Raw genomic sequence first — 17,799 nt, forward strand, 5'->3', positions numbered from 1 at the left:
GAATTTCCTGGTTCGGTTATGGTAAGGAAGCTTCTACAAGTTCTATCCAGTGATGCACCGGAGTCCGCCCGGCGCCGTCCAGATGCATCTGGCAGCCGATGTTGGCCGTGACGATCAACTCCGGCTTGCCGCTCTCCAGTGCATCGAGCCGGTTGTCGCGCAGGGTCTGCGCAAGCTCGGGCTGGGTGATCGAATACGTGCCTGCCGAGCCGCAGCACAGATGCGCGTCGGGCACGGCGGTGAGATCGAAGCCGAGCCTCTGCAGGATCGACTCGACCGCGCCGCCCAACTTCTGCGCGTGCTGCAACGTGCACGGGCAATGAAAGGCGATTCTCCGGCGTGCTTCGTTTCGGGCTTCCTTGCGTGTCTCGTCTTGCGACTGCACCGACAACGGATCGAGCGGCTCGTTAGCCAGCACCTCGACGAGGTCTCGCGCCAGTTCGCTGACCCGCTGCGCTTTTGACGCATAGCGAGGGTCATCGCGCAACAGATGCCCATACTCCTTGACGAACGCGCCGCAGCCACTCGCGGTTTGCACGATGGCTTCGGCGCCGGCCTCGATGGCGGGCCACCACGCGTCGATATTGCGCCGTGCCCGCGCGAGGCCTGCCTCTTGCGCATCCAGATGATAATCGGTCGCCCCGCAGCAGCCGACCCGCCCGGCATTCACGATGCTGATGCCGAGCCGGTCGAGCACGCGCGCGGCGGCCGCGTTGGTGTTCGGTGACAGCGCGGGTTGCACGCAGCCTTCCAGCATCAGCATTTTGCGCGGATGCCGCGGCGCCGGCCGTGCTTTCGGGCGCGCGCTCCGCCTGGGGATTTTACGTCCAAGCGCGGCCGGAAGAAACGGCCGCATCGCCCGGCCGGTTTTCAGCAGCGCGTCGAATACCGCCGGATGCGGGATAACCCGGCGCAAACCCTCGCGCAGCAGGCGTTCGGACGCCGGACGCCGAATCCGTCGCTCCAGTTCGGCGCGGCCGATATCCAGCAGCGCGTGGTAGGTGACACCGGACGGGCAGGTGGTTTCACAGTTGCGGCAGGTCAGGCAGCGGTCGAGGTGCAACCGGGTTTTCTGCGTCACCGGTTCGCCTTCGAGCATCTGCTTGATCAGATAGATACGCCCGCGCGGCCCGTCGAGTTCGTTGCCGAGTAGCTGATACGTCGGACAGGTCGCGTTGCAGAAGCCGCAGTGCACGCAGGCGCGCAGGATCTGCTCGGCTTCGTCCGCACGCGACAGGGTTTTGGCGGCATCGCTGAGATTGGTTTGCATGGTGTCGTGTGCCTTCGTGTCTTCACAGGCTGGCGTACAGGCGGCCGGGGTTGAAGAGACCGCGCGGGTCGATCTGCTGTTTGAGTTGCCGGTGAAAACGCAGCAACGCCGGCGCCAGGGGCGTGAACGGCTCGGCATCCACGCGGGGCGTGAAGCAGGTCGCGTGACCGCCGGCCGCGTGCGCGATCTGGCGGATCGTCGCGGCCGGGGCGTCGCTTTTCAGCCAGCGTTGCGCGCCGGCCCAGTCGAGCAGCGCGTCGCCGGGCAGTGGGGTCAAGGGCGATGCGCCCGGCAAGGACAGACGCCACAACGGACGCGGGTCGCTGAAAAAGGCCAGCCGATGTTCGCGCAGATCGTCCCAGAAGCGCGGCTCGAGTTCGGCACCGCCGATGCGATCCACCGCCGACGCAACCGAGCCCACGCCACCTTCGAGCCGCACATGAAGACGGCCGTCGACCTGACACGCGGCACTGATCGGCAGAGCCGCGCGGCGCCATGCGGACAGCTCACGCAGTGCTTCGGGCGCATCGAGTTCAAGCGCGAGGCAGGCAAGTGCACGCGGTTTGGGCAAGACCTTCAGCGAGACTTCCGTCATCAGGGCGAGGCTGCCGAAGCTGCCCGCAAGCAGTCGCGACACGTCGAAACCCGCCACGTTCTTCATCACTTCGCCGCCGAAGCGCAGATGCTTCGCCTCGCCGGTGATCACGCGGCAACCCAGCACGAAGTCGCGCACCGAGCCGGACCACGGCCGGCGCGGACCGGCCATGCCGGCCGCCACCATGCCGCCGACGGTCGCCGCGCCATCGAACGTGGGCGGCTCGCAGGGGAGCATCTGTCCCGCGGCGTCGAGCGTGGCATTCAGTTCCGCGACGGGCGTGCCGGCGCGCGCGGTGATCACGAGTTCGGTCGGGTCGTAGCTCACCACGCCGCGATGCGAGCGTGTGTCGAGCGGTGTGCCTTGTACCGGCCGACCGAGAAAAGCCTTGCTGTTGCCGCCACGAATCCTGAGCGGCGTGCCGCTTTGCAGCGCTTGCGAGACTTCGGCGACGAGGCGCTCGCTGTCGTCCATCGAAACGGGTTCGATCAGCATCAGAAACGCTCCAGTTCGGGGAAGGGCAACGCGCCGCGATGCACGTGCATCGAGCCGAATTCGGCACAGCGGTGCAGGGTTGGCACGTTCTTGCCGGGATTGAGCAAGCCGCCCGGATCGAAGGCGGCTTTCAGCGCATGGAAGAAGGTGAGCTCGTCGTGGTTGAACTGAGCGCACATCTGATTGATTTTTTCGCGGCCGACGCCGTGTTCGCCGGTGATGCTGCCGCCCACCGCCACACATAGTTCGAGAATGCGCGCGCCGAGCGCTTCGGCGCGGTCGGTTTCGCCGGGTGCGTTGGCATCGAACAGGATCAGCGGATGCATATTGCCGTCGCCGGCATGAAAGACGTTCGCCACTTTCAGACCGTATTCGAGCGAGAGGTCTTCGATGCCCTTCAGCACGCGCGGCAACTCACGGCGTGGAATCGTGCCGTCCATGCAGTAATAGTCGGGTGAGATGCGGCCCACCGCAGGAAACGCATTCTTGCGACCCGCCCAGAAGCGCTGGCGCTCGGCCTCGTCTCTGGCAATGCGGATGTCGGTGGCACCGGCTTCGCGCAGCAGCGCCTCGACGCATTCCACGTCTTCCTGCACGTCGCTTTCCGCGCCGTCGACTTCGCACAGCAGGATCGCGGCGGCATCGACGGGATAGCCCGCGTGAATGAAATCTTCCGCTGCACGGATCGCGAGGTTGTCCATCATTTCCAGACCGCCCGGAATCACGCCTGCGCCGATGATGCGCGCGACCGCCGCGCCGGCCTGCTCGACGTCGTCGAAACTGGCGAGCAACACCTTGGCGCTTTGCGGCCGGGTGAGCAGCTTGACCGTGACCTCGGTGACGATGCCGAGCATGCCCTCCGAGCCGGTGAAGAGCGCGAGGAAGTCGAAGCCGGGTGCGTCGAGCGCTTCGGAGCCGAGCGTGATGCGCTCGCCGTCGATGGTGAGAATCTCGAGCTTGAGGATATTGTTGACGGTCAGCCCGTACTTCAGGCAATGCACGCCGCCCGCGTTTTCCGCGACATTGCCGCCGATCGAGCAGGCGATCTGCGAGGACGGGTCTGGCGCGTAATAGAGCCCGTGAGGCGCGGCGGCCTGCGAGATCGCGAGATTGCGCACCCCTGGTTGCACGCGGGCTACGCAGGCTTCAGGGTCGATGTCGAGAATCCGGTTGAAGCGCGCCATCACCAGCAGAATGCCTTTTTCCAGTGGCAGCGCGCCGCCCGACAGACCCGTGCCGGCTCCTCGGGCGACGACCGGAATCTTTTTCGCACTGGCGAATTTCAGCAGCGCTTCGACCTGTTCGACCTTGTCGGGCAGTGCGACCAGCATCGGCGTCGCGCGATAGGCGGCGAGGCCGTCGCATTCGAAAGGGCGCAGGTCTTCCTGTTCGTGAAGTAATTGCAAGTCGGGAATCAGCGCCTGCAATTGCGCGACGACGACGGCTTTGTCGTGGGTCGCGAGCGGGCCGTCGACGTTTTCGTCGTAGTGGTAACTCATGGCGGGGGTCTCCTGGCAGCGCGCCGAATCTGGCGGGAATCCAGGGGATTCGGGCGCGCGGGCGTGTGTCCCATGGGATTGTTGCGGGTATGAAGCGGGGTGTCGAGGCTCACGGCCAGTGGTCGTACCAGTTTTTGAAAGCGAGTTGTTGGAGAAAAGTGGCCGAAAACACGATCAAACATGACTCACACGACCTGCGTGCAGAAGCCACGTGATAGGATTAAAAAGTGGTCATACCAGTTGGGACAAGCAATGCAAATAGCGGATCAGGAGAGCCCGCGCCAGGTCGCGGACGTGGTGGCCGAACGCATCGAGCGCCTGATCGTCGACGGCGTGCTGAAAACCGGCCAGGCGTTGCCTTCCGAGCGGCGTCTGACAGACAAGCTCGGCGTGTCGCGCACGGCGTTGCGTGAAGGCCTCAAGCTGCTGCGGGCGCGCGGCATCATCGAGACGTCGCACGGCAGGGGCTCGTTCGTCGCGAGCCTTACCGTGCAACCGGCGCTCACGCCGATGATGCATCTGCTCGGCTCGCAACCGCGCACGCTTTACGACCTGTTCGAAGTGCGCGCTTTGCTCGAAGGCGAATCGGCACGACTCGCGGCGCTGCGCGGTACGCCCGCCGACTTTGTGATGATTACGCGGCGCTACGAGGAAATGATCGCGGCGCACGGCGCCGAGACGAGTGCGTCGACGCATGCGCGACTCGATCACGCGTTTCATCTCGCGATCTGCGAGGCATCGCATAACCCAGTGCTGGTCCATACCTTGAGTTCGCTGACCGATCTGCTGCTGAGTTCGGTGTTTGCGTCGGTCAACAATCTCTATCACCGCGAGCCGCAAAAGAAGGTGATCGACCGGCAACACGCGCGGCTCTACAACGCAGTGACCGGCAAGCTGCCCGACCAGGCGCGCAAGGCGGCCACCAACCATGTCGACAGCGTGTGCGCCAATCTGCGCGAAATCGAGCAGGAAGAACAACGACTCGTGCGCGCGACATTGCGGCTGGAAGGCTGGGAATGACAGCTTGATCTAGCAGCTTGAATCAACGGCCTGATTTGATGCGCCTTACAATCGAGCCTCGAACCCAAGCATTCACATGCACTTCACGCGTATTGAGATCATGCCGACCATCAGCGAGCTTTTCGTTTATCCGATCAAATCTTGTGCCGGCATTGCGCTGCACGAAGCGCGTCTGCTTGCCACCGGCCTCGAATACGACCGTTACTGGATGGTGACCGACCCGGCCGGCGCCATGCTCACGCAGCGCAAGTATCCGCGCATGGCGCTGATCGCGGTCGAACTCGCCGACACGGAGCTGGTGATTCGCGCGCCCGGCATGAGCGAATTGCGCACGCCGCTCGACGCCGCACAACTTGCTTCAACGCACAAGGTCGAGACGCGGGTCTGGCGCGATGCAGCCTACGGACTCGACACGGGCGAAGCGAGCGCCGTGTGGTTTTCGAGCTTTCTCGGCGTGCCGGCGCGGCTTCTGCGTTTCGATCCCGAGGGCGAGCGCGTCGTCGATCCTGACTACACGACCAGCGTGGGCGGCGCCACGACCCATTTCGCGGACGGTTTTCCGCTGCTGGTGATCGGCCAGGCCTCGCTCGACGATCTGAATACGCGTTTGAACAGCAAGGGCGCGCCGTCGATTCCCATCGATCGGTTTCGTCCCAATCTCGTGTTGAGCGGCCTCGAAGCGTACGAAGAAGACTACGTGGAGACGCTGAGCGTGGACGGCGAAGCAGACGGCGCGGCCGTGCAGTTGCAACTCGTCAAGCCGTGCACGCGCTGTCCCTTGCCGACCGTCGATCAGGCGACCGGCGCGCCCAATCCTCACTGGCCAAACGAGCCGACCGACACGATGAGCGTGTATCGGGGCAACCCGCAGTTCAACGGCGCGATCACCTTCGGCAATAACGCGCTGGTCGCGCGCGGCGCCGGAGTCTGGCTGCGGGTGGGGCAGGCGGTCGAGGCGGAATTGGGCTTCGGCGATTGAAAAAACGCTTAAGAACAGCAATTCGAACGGCGAAGAAAAAGCACTCGAGCGCAGCTCAAGGCCGTAGTTCGGCACGACATCAATGCCGCACTTTGCCGCTCAAGGCTGCAAGAATTTCCGGCATGGGTGCCGGCTTGACGAAATGATGGTCGAAGCCGGACCTCAGCGAAGCAGTCTTTTCGTCGGCGCGCTCGAGGCCGCTGACGGCGACCAGCATCGGCTCCGGCACGTCGGCCACGTAACGGATGCGCCGCGCAACCGCGCGTCCGTCGAGGCGCGGCATCTCGACATCGAGCAAGGCCGCCGCCGGGTGCCACGCGCAATACTGCGCGAGCGCGTCGAGTCCGTTGCCTGCCGTGCGCACGTCGAAACCGTGGGCGCTGAAGAACAGCGCGTAGGCGGCTAGCAGATCGGCGTCGTCGTCGGCGATTAGCAGGCGTGCTGCTTCGAAATGTGGCATCCCGCTCCCCCTGGTTGTGTTCCTGATGGTGAGCAATTTGAGGTCCCGATAAAACCCAGCCTCAATATTTCGCGTGTCAGGCCGCCTGTGCAATCCGCTCGCGTGCCAAGGTTGCGCCGGCTTGCCCGACAGCCTCGCCAATCGCGCCGCCGACCAGAATCACCGCCGGACTGCCGAAACCCGCGCGCGTCGCCTCGGCGGCGAGCCGATCGAGGCGCGTGACCAGTCTTCGTTCATCGACCCCGCCGGCCCATTGCACGACGGCCGCTGGCGTGTCGGCGGGCAAGCTCGCCAGCAAGGCCGTGGCGATCTGCTCGATGCGCCGCATCCCCATATAGATAGCCAATGTCATGCGGGTGGCGGCCAACGCGGCCCAGTTCGGCTCGCCATGATCCTCCGTATGGGCGGTGACAAAACTCACACCGTTGCAATGACGGCGGTGAGTCAGTGAAATGCCGAGTCCCGCGGCAGCTGCAAACCCGGACGAAATGCCATTGACGATCTCCACTTCGATACCGGCGTCGCGCAAAGCCGTCAGTTCTTCACCCGCGCGTCCGAACAGCAAGGCCTCGCCGCCCTTGACCCGCACCACGTGCAGCCCTTTGAGCGCGTAACGTCGCATCAGGCGCTCGATAAACGCCTGAGGTGTCGAGCGGCAACCGCCGCGTTTGCCGACGCGAATCACGCGCGCGCGTGGGGCGAGCGTCACGATGTCGGGGTTCGCGAGGTCGTCGAGCAGCACCACGTCAGCGGCCGCCAGCACTTTTGCGGCCTTCAGCGTGAGCAGATCGAGCTCGCCGGGGCCGGCGCTCAATAGCGTGACCTTGCCGGTGTTCGTCTTCATCGCAGTGTCCTTTGCCTTGGTGTTGACCGATGCAAATCGATGCATCGACGTCCAATAAAAAACGGCGTCCGCTCGTGAAGCTCACGAGGGGACGCCGTTGTCCGTGTACTGCCTGGTCGATTCGTCGTGTTACGTCACCGCGTTGTGACGCAACCTGATTCCCACGTATCGATGCAAGGTCCACGCCAACCCGCGACGCGGTGTGCCTATTTCCACGTTCTGTCTGCTGGCGCGCTGAAAGAAGCCAGCCGAACGCGCATCCATTGCGGCGCTCACGCTATTCCTTTTCGCACGCACGTAGTGCTGCGTTGCACTATGCCTGTGCCTGCGTGCATCGAAACAAGCCGCGCGAGTGTCGCTTCGTGCGGCTGCTCCATTCGTCGCAAAGCACCGTGATACGGCATTTCAGACGGTAATTCATGAGATTGGCATAGGCCTTGCATAAGGCCTACCCGTCGGATCAACGTGGATCCGGTGCGGGTGCAACACAAAGCACTCGCCGAAGTACAGATCAGGACAACGGCGTCCCCTGAATCCAGTCATCGACTGGCTTCGCGGGACGCCGTTTTTATTTCCGGAATCGCTTTCGCCCGATGCCCCACGGCGGCGGCGTTCGAAGCCCAGCACACTGAGGAACCGCGGTCATGAAAATCATCGTTATCGGTCACGGGATGGTCGGCCACAAACTGGTGGAATGCCTGGCGCAGGACGCCGCGCACGGCCTCGACATCACCGTGCTGTGCGAAGAATCGCGACCGGCCTACGACCGCGTGCATCTGTCGGAATTTTTCGCGGGCAAGACCGCCGCTGATCTCTCGCTCGTCGAACCGGGTTTCTTCGAACGTCAGAACGTGCTGCTCAAGCTCAATGCAAAGGCCGTGTCGATCGATCGCGAGGCGCGCATCGTGACCGTGTCGACCGGCGAGACCCTGCCGTACGACAAGCTGGTGTTCGCCACCGGTTCCTTTCCGTTCGTGCCGCCCGTGCAGGGCCGCGAACGCGCCGATTGTTTCGTGTACCGAACCATCGACGACCTCGAAGCGATGCAGGAATGTGGCGCGCGCTCGAAGACGGGCACGGTGGTAGGCGGCGGCCTGCTCGGTCTCGAATGCGCGAAGGCGTTGCGCGACATGGGGCTGCAAACCAGCGTGGTCGAATTCGCGCCGCGCCTGATGGCCGTTCAGGTGGACGAGGGCGGTGGCCGCGTGTTGCGCACGAAGATCGAAGAGCTGGGCGTAAGCGTGCACACACAGAAAAACACCACGGCGATCGTCGACGGCGAAGCGGGTACGCACCGTATGCAGTTCGCGGACGGCAGTCACCTCGACACCGACATGATCGTGTTCTCCGCGGGCATCCGTCCGCGTGACGACCTCGCGCGCGAAAGCGGCCTGACGCTCGGCGCGCGTGGCGGCATCGTGATCGACAACGCTTGCCGCACGAGCGACCCGCACATCTACGCGATCGGCGAGTGCGCGCTGTGGAACGGTCAACTGTTCGGTCTGGTTGCACCCGGCTACGAGATGGCGCGCGCGGTGGCGAAGCAGTTGTTCGGCGATCCGGCGGAATTCGCCGGTGCCGACATGAGCACCAAACTCAAGCTGATGGGCGTGGACGTGGCGAGCATCGGCGACGCGCATGGCAACACGCCGGGCAGCCGCGCCTATCAGTTCAGCGACGAACGCAAGCAGGTCTACAAAAAGCTGGTGGTGTCCGAATGCGGCAAGTATCTGCTCGGCGGCGTGATGGTCGGCGACGCGAGCGAATACGGCACGCTGCTGCAGATGATGCTCAACCGCATCGAACTGCCGGAAGCGCCGGAGTTTCTGATCCTGCCGCAAGCCGACGGCAACGCAAAACCCGCGCTCGGCATCGAAGCCTTGCCCGCGAGCGCGCAAATCTGTTCCTGCAACAACGTCTCGAAGGGCGAGCTGTGCGCGGCGGTGTGCGCGGGCGCGACCGACATCGGCGCGCTCAAATGCGCGACCAGCGCAGGAACCTCGTGCGGCGGCTGCGTGCCGCTCGTCACGCAGGTGATGAAGGCCGAGATGAAAAAGCAGGGCCTTGCGGTCAACAACCATGTTTGCGAGCACTTTCCGTATTCGCGTCAGGAGTTGTATCACCTGGTGCGCGTGGAAGGCGTGCGCAGCTTCCCCGAACTGCTCGCCAGACACGGTCACGGCCTCGGCTGCGATATCTGCAAGCCGGTGGCGGCGAGCATTCTCGCCTCGTGCTGGAACGAATTCGTGTTGAAGAAAGAGCATGCCTCGCTGCAGGACACCAACGATTACTACCTCGCCAATATCCAGCGCGACGGCACGTATTCCGTCGTGCCGCGCATGGCAGGCGGCGAGGTGACGCCGGACGGTTTGATCGCCGTGGGCCAGGTCGCGAAGAAATACGGTCTCTATACCAAGATCACCGGCGGTCAGCGCGTCGATCTGTTTGGCGCGCGCGTCGAGCAACTGCCGTTCATCTGGGAAGAACTGATCGCGGCCGGTTTCGAATCCGGCCATGCGTACGGCAAGTCGCTGCGCACGGTGAAATCGTGCGTCGGCTCGACATGGTGCCGCTACGGCGTCGGCGATTCGGTGGGTCTCGCGGTGGAGATCGAGAACCGCTACAAGGGTCTGCGCACGCCGCACAAGATCAAGTTCGGCGTGTCGGGCTGCACACGCGAGTGCGCCGAAGCGCAGGGCAAGGACGTCGGCATCATCGCTACCGAAAAAGGCTGGAACCTCTACGTCTGCGGCAATGGCGGGATGAAACCGCGTCACGCCGAACTGCTCGCGTCGGACCTCGATAAGGAAACGCTGGTGCGTTATATCGACCGCTTCCTGATGTTCTACGTGCGCACGGCCGACCGTTTGCAGCGCACCAGCGTGTGGCGCGACAACCTCGAAGGCGGGCTTCAGTACCTGATCGACGTGGTCGTGAACGATCGCCTGGGTGTGGCCGCCGAACTCGAAACGGAACTGCAGCATGTGGTCGACACCTACGAGTGTGAATGGAAGAAAGCCGTCACCGATCCCGAAACACGCAAGCGCTTCCGCCATTTCGTCAACAGCGGCGAGGCCGATAGCAATGTGAGCTTTGTCGAGGAGCGCGGGCAGATTCGCCCGGCGACAGCCGCCGAGCGCCAATCGAGACTCATCGCGATTCCGGTCGTGGTCGAGACCGTTTAGTTTTTCACGCCACGCCACGCCGTGTGTCATTTACCGAGGACTTCCGCCATGAACAACGACCGCTTGCCGCACGACTGGACAGCCATTTGCCCGCTCGACGAAATCGTCCCCAACACGGGCGTCTGCGCGCTCGTCAACGGCGAACAGGTCGCGGTTTTTCATGTGGACAAGGGCGACGCGCCGGCGGCCGTGTATGCGATCGGCAATTTCGATCCGGGCTCGCAGGCCGCCGTGCTCTCGCGCGGGCTGATCGGCAGCCTCGGTGAACGCGTCGTGGTCGCCTCGCCGATCTACAAGCATCACTTCGATCTGCGTACCGGCGAATGCCTCGAGACACCGGCGTATTCCGTCAGCGCGTTTGCCGCGCGGGTGGAAAACGGCCAGGTGTGGGTCGCGGTTTAACGCGCTGGTTGCCCGACATGTCCCCGTCTACCGTGAAAACCGTGTGCCCCTACTGCGGCGTCGGCTGCGGCATGGTGCTGCACGTCGAAGACGGGCAGGTGGTGAAGATCGCCGGCGACAAGGAGCACCCGGCCAACTTCGGGCGCTTGTGCACGAAAGGGCAGTCGGCGCACGTCGCGTTGCGCAAGTCCGGACGTCTCGAAGACGCGTTCGTGCGCCATGCGCGCGGCCAGGACCCCGTGCCCCTGCCGATGGCGCAGGCGATCAGCACGACGGCCGCGCGTTTGCGCGGTCTGCTCGACCAGCATGGACCGGACGCCTTGTCGTTCTACGTCTCCGGGCAGATGTCGATCGAGGCGCAGTACCTCGTCAACAAACTCGCCAAGGGTTTTGTCGGCACCAATAACATCGAATCGAATTCGCGCCTGTGCATGGCGAGTGCGGGCAGCGGCTACAAACTCTCGCTCGGTGCGGACGGGCCGCCAGGGTCGTACGAAGACATCGATCACGCCGACCTGTTCTTCGTGATCGGCGCGAATATGGCCGACTGTCACCCGATTCTGTTCCTGCGCATGATGGATCGTGTCAAGGCGGGCGCAAAGCTGATCGTGGTCGATCCGCGCCGCAATACGACGGCGGAGAAGGCCGATCTGTTCCTGCAGATCAAACCGGGCACCGATCTCGCGTTGCTCAACGGCCTCCTGCATCTGCTGCACGAAAACGGCCAGACGGATAGCAATTTCATCGCCGAAGCCACCGAAGGCTGGGACGCGATGCCTGCCTTCCTCGCGGACTATACGCCCGGGAAAGTCGCGCAGATCACCGGCCTTTCCGTGGATGAGATTCGCCGCGCCGCGCAGATGATCGGCGCCGCAAAGGAATGGATCAGCTGCTGGACCATGGGTCTGAATCAAAGCACGCATGGCACGTGGCACACCAACGCGATCTGCAATCTGCATCTGGCGACGGGCAAGATCTGCCGCCGCGGCAGCGGCCCGTTTTCGCTGACCGGTCAGCCCAATGCGATGGGCGGACGCGAAATGGGCTACATGGGGCCCGGTTTGCCGGGTCAACGTTCCGTGCTGGTCGAAGAAGATCGCGCCTTCGTCGAGACCCGCTGGGGCATTCCGGCGGGCACGCTGAAGCCCGACGCCGGCAACGGCACGATCGACATGTTCACGCGCATGGCCGCGGGCGAGATCAAGGCGTGCTGGATCATCTGCACGAACCCGGTGGCGAGCGTGGCGAATCGTCAGAACGCAATGGCGGGGCTGAGCGCGGCCGAACTGGTGATTGCGCAGGACGCTTTTCTCGACACCGAGACCAACCGCTATGCCGACGTCTTGCTGCCCGGCGCGCTGTGGGCCGAAGCGGAAGGCGTGATGATCAACTCCGAGCGCAATCTGACGCTGATGCAAAAGGGCGTCGAGCCGCCCGGCGCCGCGTTGCCCGACTGGCAGATCATTGCGCGCGTCGCGTGTGAAATGGGCTTCGCCGAGGCGTTCAGTTATGCGAGCGCCGAGGAAGTGTTCGAGGAAATCACGGGCTTCTCGAACCCCAGGACCGGTTACGACTTACGCGGCGCGAGCCATCGCCGTCTGCGCAATACGCCGTTGCAATGGCCGCTTGCGAGTGACGCCGGCGCCGATCGCAACCCGGTGCGTTATCTCAACGACGGCGTGAGTCAGACGTTGAAGACCTTGCCCGACGGCACGCGTCCACGGCTCCTTTTCCCGACGGCAAGCGGACGCGCCACTTTTTTCGCGCGGGCTTATGCGGCTCCCGCCGAATTGCCCGACCGTGAGTTTCCGATCGTCCTGAACACGGGCCGCCTGCAGCATCAATGGCACACGATGACCAAGACCGGCAAGGTCGCGATGCTCAACAAGCTGAATCCGGGGCCGTTCGTCGAGATTCATCCCGAAGACGCGGCCACGCTCGGCATCAAGCCGAAAGACCCTGTCGAGATCCGTTCACGCCGTGGCCGCGCGGTGCTGCCCGCTGTCGTGACCGAACGCGTGAGCGCGGGCAACTGCTTCGCGCCGATGCACTGGAACGACGTATTCGGCGACGACCTGTGCATCAACGCGGTGACGAGCGACGCCATCGATCCGGTTTCGCAGCAACCCGAACTCAAGTTCTGCGCAGTAGCGCTGAGCCTGATTCGTGTCGACGTCGTCGAACCGGTTTCACACGGCGACGATGCGACGCTCACTGACGCAACCGCGAGTGCCGCGAGTGCCGCGTCAGCGAACATCATCACGGCGAGCGCCGAGGAGCCGACCATGCCGCGTATCGACGCACTCACGACGCTTCTGCAATTGCCATCGACGCCCGCGCCTTCTTTCGCGGATGCGCAGCGTACCTATCTGGCCGGTTTCGTCAGCGGCTTGCGTTCCGCGGAGTCGCAGGGAATCGAGGGCGTCCCGATGCTGCCGCCGCACGCACCGTTCGACACGACGAATCGGCTCTACGTGGACGGTTTGCTGGCGGGTCTGTACAGCCGTGGCGGGAAGCTCGCGGCGACGGCGGCCGGCCCGCTGACCGCGGCCGAGCCCGTGCAGGCGTCTGGCGTGCGCATCGTGCGCGCGCGGCCCAAGGTGACCTTGCTGTGGGCGTCGCAAACCGGCAACACCGAATCGCTCACGGAACGCTATGCCACGCGGTTGATGGAGTCGGGCTTCGAAATCCGCACCTCGTGCATGTCGGACTATCCGGCCGCATCGCTCGTCAAAGCGCAATACGTGTTGCTGATGTCGAGCACGTTCGGTGACGGCGATCCGCCGGACAACGCACAAAGTTTCTGGACTGAATTGAACACGGAGAACGCACCGCGTCTGGAGGGCGTGCGGTTCGCGGTGCTCGCGCTGGGCGACCGCAATTACGATCAGTTCTGCGGCCACGGTCGCCGCCTCGACGAGCGACTCGCCACGCAGGGCGCGTTGCGTCTGATGGAGCGCGTCGATTGCGACGGCGAATACCAGGAGAGTGCCGACGCGTGGCTCGAGCAAATCATCCTGCGCATCAAAGAGGAAGACGCCGCGCTACATGCCGTGCCGCCGGACGGCATGATCAACGCCGTGGTGCCGGGTGTCGTACCGAGCAAGATGCAACCGGCAGCGTCGCGCCTCGTCAGCAATCTGCGACTGAACAAGCAGGGCGCGGCGAAAGATACGCGTTATTTCTCGCTCGATACAGCGGATTGCGGCCTCGAATACGAAGCGGGCGATGCGCTGGGCGTGTGGCCGAGCAACTGTCCCGAACTGGTCGACGAACTACTCGGTTTGAGCCGCCTGAGCGCCGACACCCCGGTGCACGTCGCAGGCGCGGGCGAGATGGGCCTTGCCGACGCGCTCGGCAAACACTACGAGATCGCGCGTCCCAGCGCCGATGCGCTCGCGTTCATCGCGGCGCGCAGCAACCACGGCGTGCTCCGCGAACTGCTGAAACCCGAGCGCAAGGCCGACCTGAAAAACTGGTTGTGGGGGCAGCAACTCGCCGATGTATTACACGAATTTCCCGTCAGCCTCACAGCCACTGAACTGACCGGCATGCTCAAGCGTCTGCAGCCGCGTCTTTATTCGATCGCCTCGAGCCCGAAGGCGCATCCCGGTGAAGTTCATCTGACGGTTTGCGCCGTGCGTTACGGCAACGGCCGGCGTCATCGCAAAGGCGTGTCGTCGACTTTTCTCGCCGACCGCGCCGCCGAAGCCAACGTGCCGGTGTTCGTCCAGAAGTCCGCGCATTTCCGCCCGCCGCACAGCGCCGACACGCCAGTGATCATGGTCGGTCCCGGCACCGGCGTTGCACCGTTTCGCGGCTTCCTGCACGAGCGGCGTGCACGCGGCGACAAGGGCCGCAACTGGCTGTTCTTCGGCGAGCAGCATGCAGCCACCGATTTTTACTATCGCGACGAACTCGAAGCGATGCGCGACAGCGGTGTCCTGACACGACTCGACGTCGCGTTCTCACGCGACCAGGCCGACAAGATCTACGTGCAGGACCGCATGCGCGAGCAGGGCGCGCAACTGTGGTCGTGGCTCGAAGACGGCGCGCACTTCTATGTGTGCGGCGACGCGAATCGCATGGCGAAGGACGTCGATACGGCGCTCAAGGAAGTGATCGCGCGACATGGCGGCATGAGCGACGACAAGGCGCTCGACTACGTGAGCCGTCTCGCGCGCGACAAGCGCTACGCACGCGACGTCTATTGACAGTTTCAAGTTTCAGAGAGTACGCAGCTTGCTTCAAAAAGACGGACCCGGACGAATCCGAATGGCATGGAGGTTGCATGTTCAGGCCGGTTTTCAACATCGTCATCATTTCGGTGCGTCGCGCGCGGCGCAATCCGCCGGAGAGATGAACAATCAGTTTTGTGAGGATGTCTGATGAAAAACGTAATGAGCTCCCTAAAGAGTGGGGACTGGCGCGCGCTGGTGGCGTGCTTCCTCTATTTCGACACCGGTTTCACCGTCTGGGTGCTGTACGGACCGCTCGCACCGTTCATCAGCAAGAGCATTGCGATGACGCCGGCGCAGCAGGGTTTGCTGGTGGCCGTGCCGGTGTTGTCGGCGGCGATTCTGCGCGTGACGCTGGGCAATCTGTATCAGTCCGCGCACGGCAAGCGGATTGCGCTGATGGGGGTGTTGCTGTCCGCCGTGCCGACCATCGTGCTGCCGCTGTTGCCGTTCGTGCCGTCATACACCTTGCTGCTGGTGCTGGGCGTGTTCCTCGGCGTGGGTGGCGCGAGTTTCGCGGTGGCGTTGCCGATGGCGGGCAGCAACTATCCGCCGAAGGTGCAGGGGCTCGTGCTCGGTCTGGCCGCGGCCGGCAATATCGGCGCGGTGCTCGACGGCTTTCTGTTCCCGCAACTGGCCACCCACTACGGCTGGCAAATGGCCGCGGGCGGTGCGCTGCCTCTACTCGCGATTGCCGCGATTACGCTGTACTTCTGGGCCAACGATACGGGTATCAAGTCGGGTAGCGTGCGGCGCGCATTCGGCAGCTTCGCGGTGACGCTGGCTGGTTTGATCGTGCTCGTGTTGCTCGTCGAAGCCGGCATGTTCGGCTCGGGCAAGACCGGTGTGCTGCTGTTGCCGGTGATCGGCGCGCTGCTGGCGATCGCGGTGCTGCCCAAGCGTTATCGCGCGGTACTGACGGAGCGTGACACGTGGGCGATCATGCTGGTGTACAGCATTACCTTCGGCGGCTTCGTCGGCATGTCCTCGTATGTGACGCTGCTGCTGACCAATCTCTATCAGCTCTCGAAGATCGACGCGGGCCTGTTCATGGCGTTGCTCGCCGCGACCGGCGCGATGGTGCGCCCGCTCGGCGGACTGATCGCCGATAAGGTGTCGGGCGTGCGCGCGCTGACCTTCCTGCTGGCGATCATCTCGCTATGCGACTTCGTGTTCGCTGCCATGATGCCTGCGATGGCGGGAGGCATTGCCTTGCTGTTGTGCCTCTACGTGGCTTTCGGCCTCGGCAACGGCGCGACCTTCCAGCTGGTGCCGCATCGCTGGGCGGGCCGCACGGGATTGATGTCGGGGATCGTCGGCGCCGCGGGTGGCATCGGCGGCTTTTATCTGCCGGTCGTGATGGGCATCGCTAAGGAAAGCACCGGCAGTTATCAGATGGGTTTTGCGACCTTCGGCGCGCTGGCTGCGTGTGCGTTTCTTGCGATCGTCGCGCTGCGTCGCCCGTGGATGGCGTGGTCGATGCAAACCGGAGTGATGCACGCTCACGCGACGGAGTAAGGCTGCACGGCTCTTGCCGATGCATCCCCGGAAGTGTGGCGCGCGGGGCGCCTTGGGCAGCACGCCCACGGCACCCGCGTTTAAACAGCAATACAGCGCGCCTTAAAACTTATGCCGCAGCGCCAGCCGCACGGCCAACTGCGTGCCCGTCGACGACGGCGCCTGCGTACCCGGAATGAACGCAGCGTCGAGAATCGAGTGGGTCGAGTCGCCCGCGACCTTCTGATACTCGCCCTGCACATACACGTCCGTGCGCTGCGACAGGTTGTAGTCCGCCATCAAGCCGACCGAGTGAATCTTCGGCTTCACGCTGCCTGAGGACGCGTCGTAGTTTTCCATCGTGTACACATACTGCGCGCCGACGAAGAAGGCCGGCGTGAACTGGTACTTGCCGTTCACTTCGAAGTTCTGATACCTGAGCGTATTCAGTTCGACGCCGGCCGCGGCCAGCGGAATGCCGATATAGCCGTTGCCGGTCGGATTCCTGTAGTTCGAGTTGGTATAGGCAAAGCCGGCCGTTGCCGAACCGAACGTATAGTTGATGCCGCCGCCGAACACCCGCATGCGTCCGGCAATGAAGCTCGCGTCGTTCGCCGTGATCGCGCCCGTCGACCCCACGCCCGGATTGTCTGCCTGCATGTACGCCGCCGCGACGAGCAAGCCGCCATTCGCATACTGACCGCCGAAGCTATACGCGCGGTTGTTCGCGAAGTTCGTGTCGTTGCTGAAGCTGTAGACGCCACCGAACTGGAAGCCGCCCATCTCCGGGCTCGCGTATTTCACGCTATTGCCGAGGCGGAACGAGTTGTCGGTATTGTCGTTGTCGTACGGATGGGCGAACAGGTAACCCGCCCAGTTGCCGTTCGCCGTGGTCTGCGCGAGGTAATCGACTACCGAGTCGTACTGGCGCCCAAGCGTGACCGTGCCGAACCGGCTGTCGCTCAGGCCCACATAGGCCTGGCGGCCGAACATGCGGCCGCCCTGGCCGAGCCTTCCCGAGCTCACGTCGAAGCCGTTTTCCAGCTGGAACACCGCCTTCATGCCGCCGCCCAGATCCTCCGACCCCTTCATGCCCCAGCGGCTGCCTTGCGCATAGCCGCTGGCCATCTCCCAGACCGCGCCGTGCCCGGCGTTGTTGGTGTAGTCGATCCCCTCGTCGAGCACGCCGTACAGGGTCACGCTGCTCTGGGCAAACGCGGACAAGGCGGCCAGTGAGGCGAGTGCGCTCAAGGCGGCGGTGGCGAAGCAATGCTTTTTCATCAAGAGCTCCAGACGTTGGTAGTGAGCGGACGGC

The 17,799-nt window shown here is 63.9% G+C and carries 12 protein-coding genes; 6 read left to right on the forward strand and 6 right to left on the reverse strand.

Going from position 1 to position 17,799, the window contains the following annotated elements; all coding sequences use genetic code 11:
* Positions 1–16 precede the first annotated feature (16 nt).
* The 3 genes from glcF to glcD are packed head-to-tail and all read right to left on the reverse strand — an operon-like array spanning position 17 to position 3,859.
* Entirely contained in the window at positions 17–1,270 is a 1,254-nt protein-coding gene (glcF, locus tag FQ705_RS18515; RefSeq protein WP_144143478.1) for a glycolate oxidase subunit GlcF, read from the reverse strand.
* A 22-nt stretch (positions 1,271–1,292) separates the two neighbouring features.
* Positions 1,293–2,360 carry a glycolate oxidase subunit GlcE gene (gene glcE, locus FQ705_RS18520; RefSeq protein WP_144143479.1) on the reverse strand — a complete coding sequence of 356 codons (1,068 nt, stop codon included), beginning with the start codon at positions 2,358–2,360 and terminating at the stop codon, positions 1,293–1,295.
* Positions 2,360–3,859, reverse strand: coding sequence for a glycolate oxidase subunit GlcD (glcD, locus tag FQ705_RS18525; protein ID WP_144143480.1), 1,500 nt, complete (start codon positions 3,857–3,859; stop codon positions 2,360–2,362). Before glcD ends, glcE begins: the two co-directional genes overlap by 1 nt.
* A 252-nt stretch (positions 3,860–4,111) precedes the next feature.
* Here glcD and glcC point away from each other — a divergent pair, with 252 nt between their 5' ends.
* Both glcC and FQ705_RS18535 read left to right on the forward strand, forming a co-directional pair.
* On the forward strand, positions 4,112–4,879 hold the full coding sequence (gene glcC / locus FQ705_RS18530; RefSeq protein ID WP_144143481.1) for a transcriptional regulator GlcC: 768 nt from the start codon (positions 4,112–4,114) through the stop codon (positions 4,877–4,879).
* Between the two features lie 100 nt (positions 4,880–4,979).
* Positions 4,980–5,858 carry an MOSC domain-containing protein gene (locus FQ705_RS18535; protein WP_144143482.1) on the forward strand — a complete coding sequence of 293 codons (879 nt, stop codon included), beginning with the start codon at positions 4,980–4,982 and terminating at the stop codon, positions 5,856–5,858.
* A 79-nt stretch (positions 5,859–5,937) separates the two neighbouring features.
* Here the strand turns inward: FQ705_RS18535 and FQ705_RS18540 are convergent, their stop codons facing one another.
* A complete protein-coding gene (locus FQ705_RS18540) occupies positions 5,938–6,318 on the reverse strand; it encodes a response regulator (RefSeq protein ID WP_144143483.1) in 381 nt (126 codons plus the stop codon).
* A gap of 76 nt (positions 6,319–6,394) precedes the next feature.
* The gene (gene cobA, locus FQ705_RS18545; protein ID WP_144143484.1) at positions 6,395–7,162 is read right to left on the reverse strand and encodes a uroporphyrinogen-III C-methyltransferase; all 768 of its coding nucleotides are present in this window, start codon (positions 7,160–7,162) and stop codon (positions 6,395–6,397) included.
* Positions 7,163–7,806: 644 nt separating this feature from the next.
* On the opposite strand from cobA, the gene nirB reads away from it, so the two are divergent.
* The 4 genes from nirB (at position 7,807) to FQ705_RS18565 (ending at position 16,505) form a co-directional block, all read left to right on the forward strand.
* Positions 7,807–10,347, forward strand: coding sequence for a nitrite reductase large subunit NirB (nirB, locus tag FQ705_RS18550; protein ID WP_144143485.1), 2,541 nt, complete (start codon positions 7,807–7,809; stop codon positions 10,345–10,347).
* 48 nt (positions 10,348–10,395) lie between these two features.
* Positions 10,396–10,749: a nitrite reductase small subunit NirD gene (nirD, locus tag FQ705_RS18555; RefSeq protein ID WP_144143486.1), complete on the forward strand. Its 354-nt coding sequence runs from the start codon at positions 10,396–10,398 to the stop codon at positions 10,747–10,749.
* 17 nt (positions 10,750–10,766) lie between these two features.
* Complete coding sequence (locus tag FQ705_RS18560) at positions 10,767–14,963, forward strand: bifunctional nitrate reductase/sulfite reductase flavoprotein subunit alpha (protein ID WP_144143487.1); 4,197 nt, start codon at positions 10,767–10,769, stop codon at positions 14,961–14,963.
* Between the two features lie 174 nt (positions 14,964–15,137).
* Positions 15,138–16,505: an MFS transporter gene (locus tag FQ705_RS18565; RefSeq protein WP_144143488.1), complete on the forward strand. Its 1,368-nt coding sequence runs from the start codon at positions 15,138–15,140 to the stop codon at positions 16,503–16,505.
* Positions 16,506–16,607: 102 nt separating this feature from the next.
* Here FQ705_RS18565 and FQ705_RS18570 read toward each other — a convergent pair whose 3' ends face one another.
* Entirely contained in the window at positions 16,608–17,765 is a 1,158-nt protein-coding gene (locus FQ705_RS18570) for a porin (protein WP_144143489.1), read from the reverse strand.
* Positions 17,766–17,799 lie beyond the last annotated feature (34 nt).

The organism is Paraburkholderia sp. BCC1884 (assembly GCF_900996225.1).
Lineage (GTDB): Bacteria > Pseudomonadota > Gammaproteobacteria > Burkholderiales > Burkholderiaceae > Paraburkholderia.